Source organism: Lysobacter hankyongensis (assembly GCF_039543145.1).
GTDB classification, from domain to species: Bacteria; Pseudomonadota; Gammaproteobacteria; order Xanthomonadales; family Xanthomonadaceae; genus Lysobacter_I; species Lysobacter_I hankyongensis.
Genome location: NZ_BAABJE010000010.1, coordinates 417,498 through 435,950 on the forward strand (window position 1 = coordinate 417,498; position 18,453 = coordinate 435,950).

10 protein-coding genes are annotated in these 18,453 nt (G+C 66.9%); 3 read left to right on the plus strand and 7 right to left on the minus strand.

Features of this window, described 5'->3' with window-relative positions:
* Positions 1 to 18 precede the first annotated feature (18 nt).
* A complete protein-coding gene (locus ABD974_RS11595) occupies positions 19 to 2,421 on the minus strand; it encodes a Tle-like phospholipase domain-containing protein (RefSeq protein ID WP_345303473.1) in 2,403 nt (800 codons plus the stop codon).
* Positions 2,422 to 2,672: 251 nt separating this feature from the next.
* On the minus strand, positions 2,673 to 5,603 hold the full coding sequence (locus ABD974_RS11600; RefSeq protein WP_345303474.1) for an XVIPCD domain-containing protein: 2,931 nt from the start codon (positions 5,601 to 5,603) through the stop codon (positions 2,673 to 2,675).
* 283 nt (positions 5,604 to 5,886) lie between these two features.
* Here ABD974_RS11600 and ABD974_RS11605 point away from each other — a divergent pair, with 283 nt between their 5' ends.
* Positions 5,887 to 6,432 (plus strand): RNA 2'-phosphotransferase, encoded by a 546-nt coding sequence (locus tag ABD974_RS11605; RefSeq protein WP_345303475.1) that lies wholly within the window; start codon positions 5,887 to 5,889, stop codon positions 6,430 to 6,432.
* 56 nt (positions 6,433 to 6,488) lie between these two features.
* On the plus strand, positions 6,489 to 6,938 hold the full coding sequence (locus ABD974_RS11610; protein ID WP_345303476.1) for a hypothetical protein: 450 nt from the start codon (positions 6,489 to 6,491) through the stop codon (positions 6,936 to 6,938).
* Here ABD974_RS11610 and ABD974_RS11615 read toward each other — a convergent pair.
* Positions 6,899 to 7,225: a hypothetical protein gene (locus ABD974_RS11615; protein WP_345303477.1), complete on the minus strand. Its 327-nt coding sequence runs from the start codon at positions 7,223 to 7,225 to the stop codon at positions 6,899 to 6,901. The genes ABD974_RS11610 and ABD974_RS11615 overlap by 40 nt on opposite strands.
* Between ABD974_RS11615 and ABD974_RS11620 the strand changes: the two genes are divergently transcribed.
* A complete protein-coding gene (locus ABD974_RS11620) occupies positions 7,218 to 10,772 on the plus strand; it encodes an alpha-1,6-glucosidase domain-containing protein (RefSeq protein ID WP_345303478.1) in 3,555 nt (1,184 codons plus the stop codon). The genes ABD974_RS11615 and ABD974_RS11620 overlap by 8 nt on opposite strands.
* Positions 10,773 to 10,877: 105 nt before the next feature.
* Here ABD974_RS11620 and ABD974_RS11625 read toward each other — a convergent pair whose 3' ends face one another.
* From ABD974_RS11625 to ABD974_RS11640, 4 genes are all read right to left on the minus strand, one after another.
* Positions 10,878 to 11,771, minus strand: a complete 894-nt coding sequence (locus tag ABD974_RS11625) for a hypothetical protein (RefSeq protein WP_345303479.1) — start codon at positions 11,769 to 11,771, stop codon at positions 10,878 to 10,880.
* A 252-nt stretch (positions 11,772 to 12,023) separates the two neighbouring features.
* Positions 12,024 to 13,115 carry a thrombospondin type 3 repeat-containing protein gene (locus ABD974_RS11630; RefSeq protein ID WP_345303480.1) on the minus strand — a complete coding sequence of 364 codons (1,092 nt, stop codon included), beginning with the start codon at positions 13,113 to 13,115 and terminating at the stop codon, positions 12,024 to 12,026.
* A 331-nt stretch (positions 13,116 to 13,446) separates the two neighbouring features.
* Positions 13,447 to 15,264, minus strand: a complete 1,818-nt coding sequence (locus tag ABD974_RS11635; RefSeq protein ID WP_345303481.1) for an ABC transporter ATP-binding protein — start codon at positions 15,262 to 15,264, stop codon at positions 13,447 to 13,449.
* Between the two features lie 10 nt (positions 15,265 to 15,274).
* Complete coding sequence (locus ABD974_RS11640; RefSeq protein ID WP_345303482.1) at positions 15,275 to 18,106, minus strand: class III lanthionine synthetase LanKC N-terminal domain-containing protein; 2,832 nt, start codon at positions 18,104 to 18,106, stop codon at positions 15,275 to 15,277.
* Between the last annotated feature and the right edge of the window lie 347 nt (positions 18,107 to 18,453).

The following is an 18,453-nucleotide window of genomic DNA, read 5'->3' on the forward strand; positions in this document are numbered from 1 at the left end:
GCCGTGGCATGACTCGGGTCACGCCACTTTGCGCGGCGCGGACTCTTGCTGCGGGTCGTTCTGCGTCTGCTGCTGCGGCTGTTGCGCGGCCTGCTCGGCGGCGCGTTCGTGGACACGATCCACCTGCTGGGTGCTGGCCGCGAGTGGCTGGGCCTGACCCTGCGCCACGTCGGTGCCGGCGATACGGTTGTGCGCGGCCGAAGGATCCGGATTGTCCGACGCGAAGATCCGGCCATTGCCGGCGCCCGGGTCGACGCGTGCGATGCGGGTCAGACCCGCCTCCACGGAATCGGCGACCAGCGCACCGGCCAACTGGTCGCGCTGGGACTGGGACATCGCATCGAACGGCGCACCCAGCGCGTTCACGCCGCGCTGCGCATCGCGGTACATGCCGTTGTTCGGATGCGCGGCATCGTCCAGCAGCGGCGCCGCCGGAGGCGTTACCGGCCGCGATGGCGCATCCGGCGACGGCGGCGCCGCGCCGTCCTGGACGCGGGAAGCCTGCAGCAGTTCGCGCGCCTGGGCTTCCTGCGTGCGGACGACCGCTTCGAGGCTCGGCGTCACCGTTTCCATGAGATGGCGCTGCAGCGCTTCGTTGCCCGACGGCATCGCGTTCTGTCCGAACGTGAAGGTCTGGCCGATGTTCGAAAGGCTGTAGGGATTCTGCGGGCCGTAGGTGATGGCCACACCGGTGACCAGCCCGACGCCCGTCCCGACCACGGCACCCGCGGCGGGCGCCTGATCGGTCACGCCGCGGACCGTGCGGCCAGCGGCATCCGCGCCGTCCTGCAGGACGGCACCCACCTCCTGGCCGGTCTGGCGTGCGGTCGCGGCGACGGCGGCGGCGTTGCTGTCGATCGTGCCCGCCACGCTGCTGACGCCTTCGCGGATCCAGCCGGCATCGGTATGGGCGGCGTCCACCGACTGCCGTGCCGAATCGCGGTTGTGCGCCAATGCGGCGTTGCCGTAGGCCTCCACGCCCTGCGCCTGCCGGCCGACCCAGCGCTCGGCATCCTCGGGCAGCGCACGCGCGGCCCAACGCATGGCGCTCGCGGTCCAGGAGGTCGCGGCATGCTGGACTTCACCCTGCGCCAGATCGATGCCTGCGCCGACATAACCGGCCGCGACGCGGGCGCCCACGACGACCTCGCCGCCGGTCCGCACCGCGGTGCTGCCGATCGTGCCCACCGTGTCGCTCACCTGCGCGACGGTTTCGCCCGAATATTGTGCGGTGTAATTCAGCGCGGTACCGCCGTAATGCAGCGCCTGTTCGGCGCCCTGACCCGCCACCTGCACGCCCTCGCCCACGACACGCCCGACGCGTCCGCCGACCGCAGCGGTATTCAGGACATCGACCAGCGGGCCGGCGTAGGTCATGAGCTCGCTGACCGGCATCTCGTCGGGACGCGGCACATGGCCATCGCCTTCCCGCGCCATCGCCGGCATCAACGGCTGCACGTTGCCCGCAGCGGTGGGCACGTCGCGCAACAGTTCCGCGCCGGGCTGGGTGGCGAGCAGATCGATCGCCGCCATCGCCGGGCCACGGGCGTTCTCCGGCAGCATGCCGTCGATCTGCCCCTGCACCCGGTCGCGAATGCCCGGCGTCTGCAGCAGTTGACCGATGTTGTTGGCGAGCGCACCGCCCTCCTCGCGGCTGGCCTCGCTCATGCGCTGGGCGCCGGTCTGGCTGTCGGTCAGAACGTCGCCGTTGACCTGGAACGCGGTGATCGTGGCGCGCAGGTCGTGCACGGCGCCGCCGTTCTCTTCCACGTAGCGGGCCGGGGTGTTGGGATGCAGGCCGGCCGCGTTGAACGTGGTGGTCTGCACGCCGGTGACCGCGCCGGCGGCCGAGGCGATGCCGCCGCCCAGGGAATGACCGGTGATCTCGAAATCCAGACCGGGCTGGCGCTGCAGCAGACGCGCCGCGTCCATCGCCCGGTCGTAATAATCGGCGCGCAGGCCGAGCCCCTGCGGGATGTTGTTGGCCAGATAGTCTTCGGCGCCGCTCTCGCGCATGCCGCCGGGCGCGGCGGGATCGACGATCGGACCGGTGGAGCCCTTGATCGCGAACACCGGCCGCGCATCGGGGCCGAGAATCGCGGGATCCGGAAGATAGATCTCGGCGCGGAACCCGGAACCTTCCGGACGCAGCATTTCGTTGATCTGTTCGCGGCTCAGCCCCGGGGCGAGCGCCTGCAGTTGTTCGGGATGTTCGCTGGCCCGGGTCCAGCCCGGCGGCGGCGCACCCGTGCCGGCCGCGGCCCGGTAGACATCCTGGGCCAGACCGGCCATCTGCAGCCCGTGGTAATTCACCGACAGCTGATCGGCTTCGGTGGCTCTGCCGGCAGCGCGCAGATCGGCCAGCAACCGGGTCTGCCGTTCGCGGTCTTCGCGGACGCTCTCGTTCGTGGGTTCGGTCATGGCATGGCTCCTTGCGCGGGCGTTTGGTCTCATCGTAGCCCAGCCGTTCGCCGAAAACCTCACTGCATGCGCGATTCCTGCGCCGGCCCGGCGCATTGCGGGATCGGCTCACGGCGAATCAACCGTTTACATGCCCTCTGCGTCGCGACGATCGCCAGTGCAGGGGACGTACCGGCCGAATTCATCGACTTCGGCGACGGCATCGATCCATCGCGACACGACAACACACGCGGAGAGGGACGGATCGTGATTCAGGCCAGTCTCGGGGCCGGGCGCGCGGGATCGTCGACGCCGCGCGATTCCATCGGCGCTGTCTGCGCGGCGAACTGCCTGGCTTCGGCCAATCGCTGCTCGCTGGCGGCGAGGGGCTGATTCACCGCCTGGGCGATATCGACATGCGCATAAGACTGCGCCTCGGGGCGTGCCGCATTCTTCTCGAACGCGAACGCGCGGGTACCGGTGTTGTCGAAAGCGACTTCGATCGGCGGCGCGATCCGTTGGCGCTCCACCTCGACCGTGAGCGCGGCGGCGAGCTGCAGACTGTGCTGGTCCGGCGTGCGCCCCAGGCGCTGGTCCTGCTGTTGGATGCCCGCATAGACATCGCGGAACGCAGGGCTGTCGGCGATCGTCGACAAGCCATTCGCCGGGAGCGCATTCCCCGAAAGCCGGCTCGTCGACAGCGAGTCCGGCGTGTTCGCCGCGACCTGCTCCGTGCGCACCGGCGACGGCTCGGCGGCCAGCGGCTGCGCGGGCGACCTGTCGCCGTTCGTGGATTGCTCCCAGGGGAAACGGAAATTGTCGATCCGCTCGCGAATGCCGTCGATGGTGCGCTGCGCATCCTCGCGCAACTGGTCGGTGCGTTCGCCGATCCCGCGGCCGAAATCGTCGAGCTGGCGCTGGGCACCCTTCAGCGCATCGCGCAGATCGTCGAAGATGCCCTCCTGATTGCCGTATTCGCGGATCGCCGCGCGCTCGGTGTCGGTGAACTCGCGCAACTGCGCCGGCTGCCCGTTCGGCGTTGGCCGCACCAGGATCATCGCGTTCTCGTAGCCGAGGGCCAACGGATCCGAAGCGTCGCGGCCATCGAGGTACCAGGCGCGCGCGTAGAAATCGCCGTCGCCGTTGAGCACGTACTTCGCGCGATCGCCGTAGACCTCCTGCGCGGCCGAATAGGTGTCGCGCGTCGAGATCGGCGGCGTCGACAGACGACCGACGAAATCGCCCTGGGCATCGAACACCAGCAGCGACCGCGTCTCGGTCACATTGGTCGGGTCGGTGTCGTACTGGCCGCCGGTGGTACCGGCCGGTCGCGGCGTCCAGCCCGGCGCGCCGCGATCGGCGTCGTACGGCGCATTGCCGATGAGGTCCTCCACGCCGTCGGCGGCGCGGTGCGTGAACAGATGGATCGCGACCACGTTCGGGTCGTTCTTCATCTTCTCCAGCTCGGCGTTCACCTGCTGCGGCTGGGGAAAACGCTCGCGGTCGAGGTTGAGCAGATGCATTTCGCCCTGCGCATCGACCCAGTAGCCCGCGCGCAGATTGGTGCCGTTCTGCGGATCGCGCTGCTCGGTCGGAGCGATGTTGGCCCGGGCTTCTTCGCCGTTCTCCAGCCGCGCGAAATTGGTGTAGTGATAGCCGATGATCGGCGTCTGCCCGTCTTCGCGCTTGTTCGACGGCGTGATGAAACCGGTGCCGAGCACCGCGACCGGCTCCAGCCCCTGCTGCGCCAGCTGGGCAAGCACCTGATGCGCGGGCCGTCCGCCGCTGGGCACGAGGAAGGTGCCGTCGGTTTCGGTCACCGCGATCTGGGCGTTGCCGCGCGTCTGCTCGTTCATGTTGGCGATCACGAACAGATCGCGCGCCGAGTCGCGATTGCCGATCAACTCGGTACCGTCGCGCAGCGAGAACCGGCCCTGCGCATTGTTGTGCGGCAGCAGTTCGAGTTCGGTCACCACCGCGTTCTGCCCGGCAGGCACCGGGATCTCCAGGTTCTCGGCGATGTTGCGCGGCAGCTCGACGCGCTGGCGCGCCCATGCCGCCTGCGACGGATCGCTGTAGCCGGCCTTCTCTTCGATGGTTTCGCGCACCGAATACGGTGTGGCGGTTGCGGGCAAGGGCACTTCGCGGGTCACCACATCCGGTGAGGTGCGATCCACCACCGGGGCGACGATGCCGATGCCGGTGCCGCTGGGAATGCCGAGCGTGGCCCCATCGAAAGCCGCGGTCCGATCGTTGCGCGGAATCAGCAGGCGGCCGTCGCTGCCGAGCGAGAGCGGATAGGCATCGCCGACCTGGCGGTTGTCGCGATCGACCCGATACAGAGTGGCGTTGTTCTCCGGCAGATCGGTCGACACCCGCCACTCGCTCGGCCGGCCGTCGATGTAGAGATGTTCGATGCGACGCTCTTCGCGATAACCGCCGTCCGCGGCCTGGCTCCACAGCGACCGCAGGTCGCCGGCGGCGTTGATGACGGTCGCGCCGCCCTGTTCGCGGATCAGCCGCGATCCTTCCGACAGCCGGATCGTACCGCTTCTGGGCAGGTCGTCGTCGCCGGGGCCGAAGGTCACGATCGAGCCGCGCGACGGATCGTTGGAACGCACCTCGCGCACCGCGAGTTCGTTGTTGGACGCGAAGGTCAGCAGGACGCGCTGGCTGTCCGCATCCAGATAACTCGCGTTCCAGCGCGGCGGCGAACCGTCCTGCGGCACGATGTAATCGAAACTGGTCGCATTGGGACGCACCGCGTCGGTGATGCGCTCGGACGGCACCATGCGCATGACCTCCGGCGGCACCTGCCGCCATCCTTGCGACGTCGGCACCAGCAATTCCGTCAATTGGCCGCTGCCGGGCGCATCGCTGCCGTGCCATCGCGCGATGTAGGCGTTGGGATGGGTCTCGTTCTGGGCGATCACCACCGTGCGCGGTTCGAGTCCGTTGCTGTTGCCTTCGTATTTCAACCACGAGGCCTGCTCGTTGAGCAGTCGCTGGCTGTTCGCATCCCAGCCGGTCTGCGCCAGCGGCAGGGACGGACTGGTCTGATCGTCCGACATGCGGATGGTCCAGTGACGAATCTGCGACACCGACTCGCCCGAATTGCGCACGCGCTCGGTGGCGATGCTGAGTTCGACGATGCCGTGCGACGTCTGGATCCGGTAAGGGGCGTTCTGATCGGCTTGGCTCATGCGGCACCTGCGGCGGGAGGACATTCCGTTGCGGCCGATCTTAGAGCGCGCGATGCGCTTTTCCATATGCCGCACATCGCGCAGCCGCGGCCTGGTGCCTCTGTTCCGTGACGAAGTACAGAACCGCGTTGGCGCCGGTACAGCGTACGCCTGCGGGAAAACGTTTCCAGCGCCATCGCCCGACGGGACGCGAAAGCCTGCGGGTATCTCCGACACGGCACCCGGCACGGCGCCCGGCACGCAGAGTCGCACCGACGACGGATGACGCGCCTATACTTTTCCGATGCACGACAGCGTTGTCGCCACCAGCAGATTTCTCAGCCTGATCCTGCGTCATCGGCCCGACGCCATCGGCCTGACGCTCGACGACGCCGGCTGGGCCGGGATCGACGAGATCCTCCGCCTCGCCCCGCAGGATCTGCGGCTGACGCGCGAACGCATCGACCGCGCGGTCGCGGAGAACAACAAGCAGCGGTTCGCGATCAGCGAAGACGGCACCCGCATCCGCGCGCGTCAGGGGCATTCGATCGAGGTCGACCTGCAATTGTCCGCGGTCGCGCCGCCACCGCGGCTGTATCACGGCACCGCGACCCGCTTCGTCGCATCGATCCGCCGCGAGGGTCTGCTCAGGCGCGATCGCCGGCATGTGCATCTGTCCACCGACGCGGGCACGGCCGCGACCGTGGGCGCGCGTCACGGCAAACCGATCGTGCTCGTCGTGCGCGCGGACGCAATGGCGGCGGCGGGACACGCGTTCTTCCTCTCGGAAAACGGCGTGTGGTTGACCGATGCCGTGCCGGTCGGGTTCATCGACTTCGACGCGGGCTGACGCGCATCGCTGCCTGGACCGCCTATGATGACGGCGCTTCCGGAACCCCATCGCGCATGCCCCGTACCGCCCCACCACCGCTGCCCCGTGCCGCACCGTCGCCGCCCGCAGTCGTTGCCGCATGGCAATCGCGCAATGCGTGGTATCACCTCGCCGCCGCCATCGCGCATCTGGTCGCCGCCGCGTACACGCAGCGCTGGATGGCCGATCACTGGGCCACGTACTGGGGCGCGCAGACCGTCATCGAGGCGGTGCAGGGCCTGTACGAGGGCCCCCTGCTCGTCGAATTCGGCCAATGGCTGTTGATGGTGATGCTGCTGGCGTATCTCGTGCTGGGTGCCGTGCAGTTCGTCGTGACCGCGGGCGTGTTCCGTTATTCCACCCGTCGCAGCATGCTGCTGACCTTCGCCTGGTTCAGCATCCTGTCGCCGCCGGCGGGCACGCTCGCCGGTCTGCATGCGCTCCGTCATCTCAGAGCAACGAACGGATCGGCAAACGCGCCATAAGACTTGTCGCGCACCGTACCGGCAACGCTGCGAACCCCGAGAATACGTTTGCAGGCGACCGGGCTCGCCTTGTACTCGCTGCGCGGATCATCGACAGTGCAACGCCGGTCGCCCGGCAATGCGTTTTCGCTGTTTTCCCCCGGGTTTTTGCTGCAACGCACAACCCGTCGACCGTCGCGATGCCCCGCTGCGATGCGCCCGATGCGATGTGCCATGGAGGTCAGGATGCGTCCGTTTTCCACACGCGGCAGCCGCGCGCTGCCGGCGATTTTCGTCTTCTTGCTCACGCTGCTGCTCGCGGCCTGCGATCTGCCGCTGGGCGGCGACGTCGCGACCGACGCCGCCGATGCGGTCTCGATTCCAAAACACGGTTCCTCCGGCAACGGCGGCGCGACCAGCGGCATCTGCGATGCGACGACCGCGAGCACCGTGCTGACGCCGGTGCCGGCGCCGCCGCGCGACGGCGCGCCGGTCGACGTGCGCATCCACTACAACCGTCCGGACGGCAATTACGGCGACTGGGGCCTGCACCTGTGGCAGGTGAACGACGCCGGGCAATACATCGCCGATTATCCCGGCGTTTCCTGGCCCCAGCCGCTGGTGCGATCCGGCATCGACGGTTACGGCGCGTACTTCGACATCCGCGCGGACCAGTTCACGAATCCCGCGGCGGCCGGCTTCGGCTTCATCGTGCATCCGCCGGGCCAGGGCGGCGATCCGGGCATCGATCGCATCGTGAAATTCACCGATGGCGGCGAATTCTGGCTGCGCTCCGGCGACGCCACCGTGTATCGCAGCAATCCGCTCGGCGCCACACCCGATATCGACACGGTGCGCGTGCACTACAAGCGTTTCGACGGCGCCTACGACCAGTGGGGCCTGCATCTGTGGCCGACCAGCGGCATCGATCCGGCGCGGCTCGCCGGGCTGACCCTGGACCAGTGGGGCAATCCGGTGCCGCTGGCGTCGATGCCGGGCTACGCCGCGGGCGGCAACGAGATCGTGTTCGATCTGCCGGTGCTCAACCCGCAGGGCGACGCCAACCGCAGCGCGGTGGAATTCATCATCCACGGCATGCCCTCGAATCCGAACGGCGGCGTCAACAACAAGGACGGCTGGAACGACAACATCCGCGTGAGTTACGCCGCGCTGTCGATCAGCAACCGCGTCGGCCAGGTGTGGCTGGTGCAGGGCACGCCGACCGTGTTCACCGCACCGCCGAACACCCGCCGCGTCTCCACCACCGACGCGCGCGCCGCATGGCTCACGCGCAATCTGCTGAAGTGGCCGCTGGCCGACGATTTCGGTACGTTCAGGCTGTATCACTCGGCGAACGGCCAGATCATCGCGCCGCGCGGACAGCCGGTGAGCGGCGCCGACGGCGCGCTGACGCTGCAGGTCGGCGGCAGCGTGCCCGCGGACGCGGCCGAGCGCTTCAAATACCTCGATGCCGGCGTGGTGCTGGCGGTGAATCCCGCCGACGAACCACGGCTGGCCGATCTGGCCAAACATCAACTGGTGCTGGTGCAGGAAGACGCCGACGGCAAGGTGCTGGGCGCGACCACGCCGCAGCTCGCGGGCCTGCTCGACGATCGCTACGCCGCCGCCGAAACGGTCGATGATCTCGGCGTCTCGCTGCGTCGCGGCCGCACCACCTTCAAGCTGTGGGCCCCGACCGCTCGCAAGGTCACGCTGTGCACCTACGGCGCGCAGGGCGTCGCCCACAGCGAAGACGCGATGCGCTTCGACGCGGCCACCGGCATCTGGCGCGCCGACGCACGCGGCGAACGTCACGGCCGTTACTACAAATACGCGGTCGAAGTGTTCGTCCGCGGCGTGGGCGTGGTGCGCAATCTGGTCACCGATCCGTATTCGATCGGCCTGAACGCCGACTCGCAGCGCAGCTACATCGCCGATCTCGATTCGCCATGGCTGATGCCGCCGGGCTGGCGCCACGCCCGCTCGCCGGACAATGTCCGCGCGCAGGAAGACATGTCGATCTACGAGCTGCACGTGCGCGATTTCTCCGCCGGCGACGACAGCGTCAGCGCGCGCAACCGCGGCAAGTATCTCGCGTTCACCGAGTGGAACTCGAACGGCATGCGCCATCTGCGCGGCCTCGCCCGCGCCGGCGTCACCGACGTGCACCTGCTGCCGGTGTTCGATTTCGCGAGCACGCCGGAACGCGGCTGCGTCACGCCGGTCATCCCGGTCGCCGCGCCGGATTCCGACGCGCAGCAGGCCGCGGCCGGCGCCGCGCGCGGGACCGACTGTTTCAACTGGGGCTACGACCCCTGGCACTTCACCGCGCCGGAAGGCAGCTACGCCAGCAATGCCGACGACGGCGCCGCGCGCATCCGCGAATTCCGCGCGATGGTGATGGCGCTGAACCAGGCCGGCCTGCGCGTGGGCATGGACGTGGTCTACAACCACACCAGCGCTTCGGGCCAGGGCGACCGCTCGGTGCTCGATCGCGTGGTGCCCGATTACTACCACCGTCTGAACGCGGCGGGCGACATCGAACGCTCGACCTGCTGCGAGAACACCGCGACCGAAAACCGGATGATGGCCAAGCTCATGATCGATTCGGTCAAGACCTGGGCAACGCAGTACCGGATCGATTCGTTCCGCTTCGACCTGATGGGCCACCAGCCGCGCGCGGCGATGGAACGACTGCGCGATGAGGTGTCCGCGGCCGCCGGCCGTCCGATCCAGCTGATCGGCGAAGGCTGGAACTTCGGCGAAGTGGCCAACGGCGCGCGCTTCGTGCAGGCCTCGCAGCTGTCGCTCAACGGCAGCGGCATCGGTACCTTCAGCGACCGCGCCCGCGATCATGTCCGCGGCGGCTCCGGTTTCGACGGCGGCAACGCCCTGCGCAGCAACCAGGGCTACATCAACGGCATGCACTACGACGACAACGGCGCCGGCGGCAACAAGAGCCGCAACGACCTGATGTGGTCCGCCGACGTGATCAAGGTCGGCCTCGCCGGCTCGATCCGCGACTACGTGCTGCAGACCCACTGGGACGCCACGCTGCGCCTCGATCAGATCGATTACGGCGGCCAGCCGGCCGGCTATGTGGTCGATCCGCAGGAAGTGGTGAACTACGTCGAGAACCACGACAACTGGACGCTGTTCGACAACAACGCGTTCAAGCTGCCTGTCGCCACCAGCCGCGAGGACCGCGCGCGAGTGCAGATGCTCGGCGCGGCGATCAACAGCTTCAGCCAGGGCGTGGCCTATTTCCACGCGGGCATCGACACCCTGCGCAGCAAGTCGCTGGACCGCAACAGCTACGACAGCGGCGACTGGTTCAACCGCATCGACTGGCGCTATCTCGACAACGGTTATGCCGCCGGCCTGCCGCCGCAGGGCGACAATGGCGACAACTGGCCGGTGATGGCACCGCTGCTGGCGAACGCCGACATCAAGCCGACCGCGACCGAGATCCGCTGGACCCGCGACGCCTTCCGCGACCTGATGAAGATCCGCGCCAGTTCGCGACTGTTCCGCCTGCGCAGCGCCGACGAGATCAAGCAGCGGCTCAGCTTCCGCAACACCGGCAGCGCGCAGGTGGCGACGGTGCTGGCGGGCCATCTCGACGGCCAGGGCTATCCCGGCGCGGGCTTCCGCGAAGTGCTGTACTTCGTGAACGTCGACAAGGTCGCGCAATCGCTGACCCTGCCGAGCGAAGCGGGCAAGTCGTACCGCCTGCATCCCGTGCACACCGCCCACGACGCCGCCGACCGCCGCGCCGCGCAGGCGGCCTACGACCGCGCGAGCGGCCGCTTCACCCTGCCGCCGCGCACGGCCGTGGTGTTCGTGGTGCGCTGAACGCCACGAACGCACGCAGTACGAACGGAAACGGCGACCGCAAGGTCGCCGTTTTCATTTCCATTTCCGCTTGCGGATCGCCCGCAGCGCGGGTGTGCGAGCCGATCAGGGCGCAAGCGGTGTCGCCGGTGCCGCGGCGCTTCCGGACAGCGCGTCGCGCACGTCGTCATCGCGCCAACCGCGGCCGGTGTCGACGCCGGTCGTCCACCACGTGTGCGCGTCGATGCGCAGCGGTCCGCGTACGCGTTCGTGGAAGCGTACCGGCAACAGGTAGCCGTCGACTTCGCGATACGCCAGGAACGTGGTGTCGACATGCGCGCCGACCGTGGTCTCGAACCCGTTGAGGCTCATGTGGATGCGGTACAGGCGCGCATCGTCGCGGTCGATCCACAGCACGACCTCGTCTTCGGCGGCCTCGCCGAAGCCGGGCCGCACGGTGCCGCGCAGACGATGGAAACGGCGCCCGGCGTCCTCCGCATCGTCCAGCCGGACCCAGCGATCGACGCGATCCAGAAAGAAGCTCGGGCCGAAATGGAACATGCGGAACGCATCGTTGGTCATCGCGGTCGCGCGCAGCTTCGCCGGGTCGGTTTCGCGCACGCCGTTGTACGCCACCGTCAACCCGTCGCGGCTGCGCACCACATGCTTGATGCCCTGCGGACCGGAATGGCTGATCGCATACACGCCATCGCGCGGGCGATAGCGCTCCTCGGAGCGGATGCGGAAGCCGCTGTCGCTCACCAGCGGCTGGATGCGTTGGATGAGCGCGAACCAGCGGCCGTCGGTCGAGAGATTGATGTCGCCGGGATAGGTGCGCAAGTCGCCGCCGTGGGCGGCCAGGGTGCGCGCGAAGATCGCATCGCCGTCGAGACCGTCCGCGAACGGGCTGGCCGGCGGCTCGGGCGGAAAGCGGACGCTGGCGCAGCCCGTGAACAGCGGCGCCAGGACCAGCGCGACGAGAAGAAAACGGAGACTGCGAAACGCAGGTATCGAACGCATGGAGATCACCCGGGGCATGGGAAGCGCCGACTGTGGGCGCAGCGCCGGACAGGGTCAAGGACGGACGGTGGACGCGACGGCCGGCCCAGTGACCTTCGGCAGTGTGCCCTGCGGCCACGCACGGCCGTCGTGTTCGTGGTGCGTTGACGGTGGCGCCTCCGCAATCCGATGTCCGAAGACGGCGGCCCCAGGGCCGCCGTCTTCGTTTCGTTGGACCACCGGAAAATCTCCGTGGTCGGCGTCAGCCGCAGATCATGTTCCGCACTTCGGCCAGCAGCCACCGCCATCCAGCACAGGATTGGGCAGATCCGGCCGGGTCTCACCCTGCGCCTTGTCGATCTGCGGCGGATCGAACACCTGTCCGTTCTGTTCGGGATAATCCGGATCGACAAGCATGATGGTTTCGTTGGGATCGCGGATATCGGCAGGATCGCCCGAGATCGGTTGCCAGCCCGCCATGGTACGGATGGTGGCATTGCGCACCCTCTCCCAAGCTTTGATGTCTTCTTCCGTGGGTTCTCCGCTGCCGGTATCGGCATCGGGGTTGTAGAACGATTTCACGGGCTTGCCGTCCGGACCTCTGTAATCCGCCTGTCCGGAAGGGGAAATCAAAAGTGAAGACCCGTCCGTGTATTTGATGAAGGTCGATCCATCCTTGAAATCTTCCTTGTATTCGACCTTGAGATCGTCGGGTATTTTCGTCGTTCCGGCGTCATCCCCGGCGCTGATCAACCGGATATCCACGCCGCCGACCCGGCGCACCGGCGCGCCCTTGTCGTCGTTGCCGCGTACCAGCGTCAGTCCATCGAACTCGGTCTGGTAGCCATGCGCGGCCAAAAGATCGGTATCCAGGCCGAGCCGCGTGAGCGCATCCTTGCGTTGCCCGAGCGGGAACGCGGCGAGCGGCGAGTCCTGGCCGCCGCCGCGGGCTTCGAGTTCGGCCTGCAGCTCGGCCGGATTCACGATGATCTTGCCGACGCCGAATTCGAAGGTCGGCAACAACTGCGCGCCGATCAGGTCGACGATGAGCGACAGCGTCGGACGGCTCTGGGCATCGTAGGGGTCGCTGCCGGCGACGATTTCGTCGGCATCGCTGTAACCGTCGCCGTCGGAATCGACCACGTTCCAGGCGTAATAGCAGGCGGACAAATCGCAGACGCGGACGTGACGCAGCGCCGCGTCCTGGGCGAACGCGGGAGACACGGTGCCGGCGAATATCGCCGCAAGCGACACGGCCGATGCGAGCAATGCACGTTTCATGGGAATCCTTTTCGAAAGATCGTTTCGGGGGATGGACCGCGCCCCGAGGGCGCCGTCGCCGCAGCGCTTGAGCGTCCGCGGCAAGTCGGTCAACGCCGAACGTCGCGTGCGGAGGTCAACACGCATCGCACTCCTGTGCGAAACCCCGCCGGTCGATGATCGCGTGTCCGATGCGGCCCGCTCCCTGCGTTTTCGCCGGCTTTCGCTGCCCCATCAGAGCCCGGACCAGATCTGTCGCGGGTGGAGCGACGGCGGCCCCGGTACCGAGGGCACGTGGCTGCGCGATCGAGTCGCGGTGTGACGGGCAGTCAAGCTCGCGCGCGAATCCCGTTCGCATGCACGATCCGAAGGCATTCGATGCCGACACCGATCATGGCGGGATCAGGAGTCCACGCACATTTCCGCTTCCGGCCCGTCATGCACGCATTCGCGGTTCGGCGCCGCATGCGCTGGTGTCGTGCGCAATGACCGCATCGCTGCGCACAGGACGGAAGGTCTGCGCATCCTGCGGGGACGCGGGATCGCAGTCGTTTTCGCGAACGATCCGGCCGCGTTCCATCACCACGATGCGATCGGCCAGGCGCAGCGCGGCCGAACGATGCGCGACGATCAGCGCGGTGATACCTTCGCGTTTGCACCAACGATAGACCGTGTCGTGAATCTTCTCCTCGGTGGCGCTGTCGACGCCCGAGGTAGCCTCATCCAGCACCAGGATCGGCGCGCTGCGCAGGAACGCCCGCGCAAGCGCCAGCCGTTGCCGCTGCCCACCGCTGATCCTGACCCCGCGCTCTCCGACCTCGCTATCGTAACCCTGCGGCATCGCCGCGATGAAGTCGTGCGCTTCCGCTTCGCGCGCCGCACGTTCCACATCCTGATCGCTGGCATCGAGACGACCATAACGGATGTTTTCGCGGATCGTGCCACCGAACAGGAACGCATCCTGCGACACCAGCGCCACCTGCTCGCGCAGCCATCGCAGCGGCACTTCGCGAATGTCGCGATCGTCGATCAGCACCCGTCCCTGGTATGGATCGAACAGACGCGGCAGCAACTGCACGGCGGTGGTCTTGCCGCATCCGCTTTCGCCCGACAGGATGACGATCTCTCCGCTGTCGACCGCCAGATCGAAGCGGTCGAGGATCGGCCGTCCCGGCACATGCCGGAAGCCGATATCCTCGAAGCGGACGCGGCCGATGCTGCGCGGCGGCGGCACGGCATCATCATTGCTTTCGATCGATGGCGACAACGCCATCAACTCGAAGACGCGCGCCGACGCACCTGCCGCCTGGCTCAGATTGCTGTACAACTGAGCGAAGGCGGAGAAGGCTTGGCTGATGTTCTGCGCGTAGAAGAGGAAGGCCACCAGTTGGCCGGCCGAGATGCTGCCCGCATGGATCTGCAGGCCGCCGTACCAGAAAATGGCGACGGTCGTCATCGACGTGAGCAGGTAGAGGTGGGTCCGGAACCAGGCGCTGATCCGTATCGATCGCAGCGAACTCGCGAGCAGTCGTGCAAGCGATTGGGCGTAGCGGCCGGCCTCATGGTCGGAGCGCGAAAGCACCTTGACGACGGCGATGCCCGAGATCGATTCCTGCGCGACCGCCGACACCGCGGCGCGCTGTTCCTGCACGCGCCTGGAGGCGGTCTCCATGATCCCGCCGAAATGCCGCGACAGCACCGTGGTGGTCGGCGCCAGAAACAGGATGATCAGCGTCAGCCGCCAGTTGATGAACGCCATCATCAACGCCGAGCCGATCAGCATCGACGCCTGATTCAGAACGCTCACCGTTGTCTCGGTGACCGCATTCCGGATGGCGGCGGTATCGGTGCTCAACCTCGAGGACAGGTCGCCGACCTTCTGCTGATGGAAGAAGTCCAGGTCCAGACGCATCAGGTGCGTGAACAGATCGTGGCGCAGATCCAGCACCAGACGCTCGCCGATGGAATCGAGCAGATAGCCGCCGATGCCGGAGATGACCGCACGCAGCACGAAAAGCAGAAGAATGCCGGCAGCCAGCAGATGCAACTCGAGAAGGTCGCCCTGGGTCGATGCGGCGTCGACCACCGCAGCGACGGCCAGGGGAAACATCAGGATGGACGCGGTGCCGGCAAGCACCAGCAGGGTCCCGGCGATGATTCGCCAGCGATAAGGGCGTGCGTAGCCTGCGATCCGGAGCAGGCGCCGCGCCATGCCCTTGTCGGCGGCATCCGGGGCTGTACGTCGGGATTTCATGGCCCGGCGATCAAACCATCACCGCCGCGATTCTGCTGTCTTCCGCCGTTGCAGGCATCCCGGCCTTCAGCAGGCCGTCCAGCATCAGCAGACGCGGCTTGTCGTGCAGCAGGCGATCGACGAACAGACCGATGCCGGATGAGCCTTCGCTGTATTCGCAGCAGATGCGGAAATGGTCGCTGCCGGCGAACGCCACGCCCTTCGGTCGGCGGATCCGGTGCGGCAGCAGGATTTCGGACTGATAGTAGGCGATGCGCGCATAGCGCTGGTCGCCGGTGAACTGCGCCATGTCGAGCAGGAACTCTCCGAAACCGGAAGCACCTTCGAACTGCCAGATCTTGTTGGTGAAGCGCGACGCGACGCTCAACGCGCAACGCTGCGCCGTTTCCAGGAATCGGCTCTCGCCGGTCGCGGCGTAGCAGCGCAGACAGGCGGAACCGATGCCGGAGGAGCCATACCAGGTATGCGGCGACCTCGGATCGCCCGGCCGGGCATCGACCGTCGGCTGCCACAGCAGAAGTCCACCGTATTCTTCGCCGAAGGCGAGATCGAAATCCAGCGCGCGGACCGCAGCCTGCAGGTAGCGCGGTTCGTCGGCCGCCGCCGCGAGATAGGTCAGAAACAGCGCGATTCCGGACTGCCCTTCACCGAGTCCGAGCGAAACGACGTCCTCGATCGCCCAATGCAGTCCGGCTTCGGCTTCCGTCGCCGTGCGCAACAGCCAGTCGCCGACGCCGCATGCCTGCTCGAGGTAGCGCACGTTGCCGATGTCCTGCCAGAGATGCAGATTCGCCAGACCCCAACCCGCGGCGCCGTAGTAGAGCCCGGGTGCTTCGTACAGCATCTCGGGGACGTTGCTGACGCGCATGACGGCCTCCGCAGTGTCCTGGCGGCCGGCTGCCGACATGAGCAGGGCGACACCCGCCAGACCGGAGAACAGACCGGGCGGACAGTCGCGCGGATTGGCCCGCTTGGCGATCCAGTCCAACACTGCAGGGTCGACCGAACCGCGGACCTGCAGCTGGAAGAACGCCGGACCAGCAGCTCCGTGCTTCAGATTGATCGGATTCGTGGTGAAGACTTCGCTCGACGCCGGCCAGAGCCGATCCTGTCGATTGAAATCGACGCTGTCGTCGAGATACGCGCCGATGTCCTCGACCATCTGCCTCAATTCCGACTTCAGGGCCGCGCTGGGCGGCGCGACCTCCGGAATATCATCGCCGACATGAAAGAGCGGCAGCGGCGGCGGCGGCTCGATCGCGTTCAGAGCGTCGATCGCGCGCTGGAGATCCCAGCGCTGCGCCACATCCAGATGGGTGAGGCCAGCGACGATGTCGTTCAACGCCTGCGGCAAATGCAGATCGTCGATGTTCTGTCCGAGCCGGCCATACAAGCCTTCCCGGTTCAGGTCGAAACCCGAGGCGCTGAAGGTCAACATGTCGAGCAGCAGCACGCCCAGCGCGTAGTGATCGTCGGATGGAGACGGCGTTTCGTTGGCGATCTGCTCCGGCGCCGCGTACCCGGAAGTGCCGCCCGGCACCCAGGGTCCGGCGTCGTCGACCTCGTGGGAAAACTCGAAGTCGATGAATTTGATGTCACCTTGCGCGGTGACCAGAACGTTGGTGCGCGTCAGGTCGCGCAGCACCACACCCGCGGCATGGACCGCCTGCAGTCCCGTGGCCAGCTTGATGGTCGAACTGCGCAGTGCCTCGAATGCTTCGGCGGATGTCCTCCCGGAGCGACCGAGATAGTAGCCGATGGCGTCGCCCCACAGCGTCTGTGCGCCGATGTATTCCTGTACGAGAAACCAGTGCCGCCACTCCTTGAACAGGTCGACGAACCCCGGCACGCAACCGGTCTCGGCCAGACGCTGCAGGATCCGGGCTTCCTTGTGCAGGGAGTAGCCCTCACCGTGTTCGGTGCTGGTCTGCTCCAGCGCGCCAAGCGCGCCGCGCTCCTCGCGGATCACCACCTGTGCGCCGGTGGCCTCGTCGATGCCGCGGTAGACGCCGCCATTGGCGTTGAACTTGAGCGCTTGCCGGATGCGGTACCGCCCCTTGATCAGTACCCCGTCGTCGCCTGGAGGCGCAAGTTCCTGTTCGCGGCTGAAAGGATCCTGCACACCCGGTGGCAGGCGAAACTTCGGCTCCCGCGTGTCGGCATGCCAGCTGCCGTCGTCCAACCGGTAGCCGCGGACGCGCTGGCCGTAATGATTGAGGCGTGGCTCGCCGCGATGCTCGCCATAACGATAGTAGACCACTTCGCTGTCGCGATAAGGCCGGTCGGTGAGCACATAGGGGCCGTCGAGGTGCCTGGTCGCAACGTGGATGCGCTCGATGACCTCCTCGAATTCCGCCTGGTCGCGCGGGAAGATCGCGATGAACTTTCCGGCCTGGGAGCGCGACGCGTTTTTGTTGAGAGAAAGCCGCAACATGCGTCGATCGGAACAGAACTTGAAATTGACCCCTGTCGAGACGGCGACCGCAGTCACATGCCGCAGGGTCTCGATCGCATTCTCGGTCCTGCTCGAAACGTGGATCTTCCATCCATGCGCGATGAAATCGGCATCGGGGGCGAAGCAATGCGTCCAGAACCCACGTGGCTGCACCTTCCACCCTTCGGGCAGAAGCGCCTTGACCGCGTCGCGGTACTTCGGGTCCGGCGCGTAACGATCGATGCTCTCGAAGAAGGGACCGTCGAACAATGTGTACGCGACGCGCGGATGATCCACGAATTCCATGAGTACTCTCTCCTGACAGACGATGAAGCAATCACGCGTGTTCACGGATCGCCGTGTTCGGTTCGCTGTTCCCACAACGGATGGACGCCTTGCGGCGCCCATCCGCCTGAGCGGAAAATCCGGAACTCATCGATCAATGAACGACCCCGAGTTCGCGGCGCCCATGCGACTCACTCGGCGTCTTCCGAGATCTTGCCGGAACTCTGGGACGAGGGACAGCTGACGTACGAGGTGCAATCTCCGCCGATGGGGGACTGTCCGACGGGCAGAAGCTGAAGGGCCAGTACATTGGACATGACGATCTCTCCTTGTGAGTGAAATCCGTTTGAACGTGGATGTTCCGGATTTGCCGGCGAAAACCGGCGGGGACACTTAGTCATGTTCCGCAAACGCGCGCAACCGCAGCATCTCGGATCGCGTGCTCATTGTGGCTTAGCGATCACACGATG